This is a genomic window from Pseudoalteromonas sp. P1-13-1a (assembly GCF_001401875.1).
Classification (GTDB): domain Bacteria; phylum Pseudomonadota; class Gammaproteobacteria; order Enterobacterales; family Alteromonadaceae; genus Pseudoalteromonas.
Window position 1 is genome coordinate 1 of record NZ_LKDV01000129.1, and the last position, 264, is coordinate 264.

Below are 264 nucleotides of genomic sequence, written 5' to 3' on the forward strand. Positions count from 1 at the left end.
TCACTAATAGTCGCTTCAATGCTGTAAGGGCCTTCAGCCAATGCGTTTGGCACTTCGACTGAGAAGTTGCCGCTCGCATCCACAGTCGTTGTAAAGGTTTGCTCTACCCCTAAGTCATCGGTAACGGTAAAGGTGATCACGGTGCCTTCAACCGCATCACTGGTGCCGCTTAAGATTGGGGTTACGTCGTTACTTGAACCTGGGCTGGTTAAATCAAGTGTTGGCGCAATGGTGTCTACTTCACCTGAGCCAGAGGCTGTGGCT

The 264-nt window shown here is 51.1% G+C and carries 1 protein-coding gene; it reads right to left on the reverse strand.

Annotated features, from left to right (window positions below):
* The coding region (locus AN391_RS20625; RefSeq protein WP_235576514.1) for an Ig-like domain-containing protein at window positions 1–264 on the reverse strand (264 nt) is incomplete at both ends.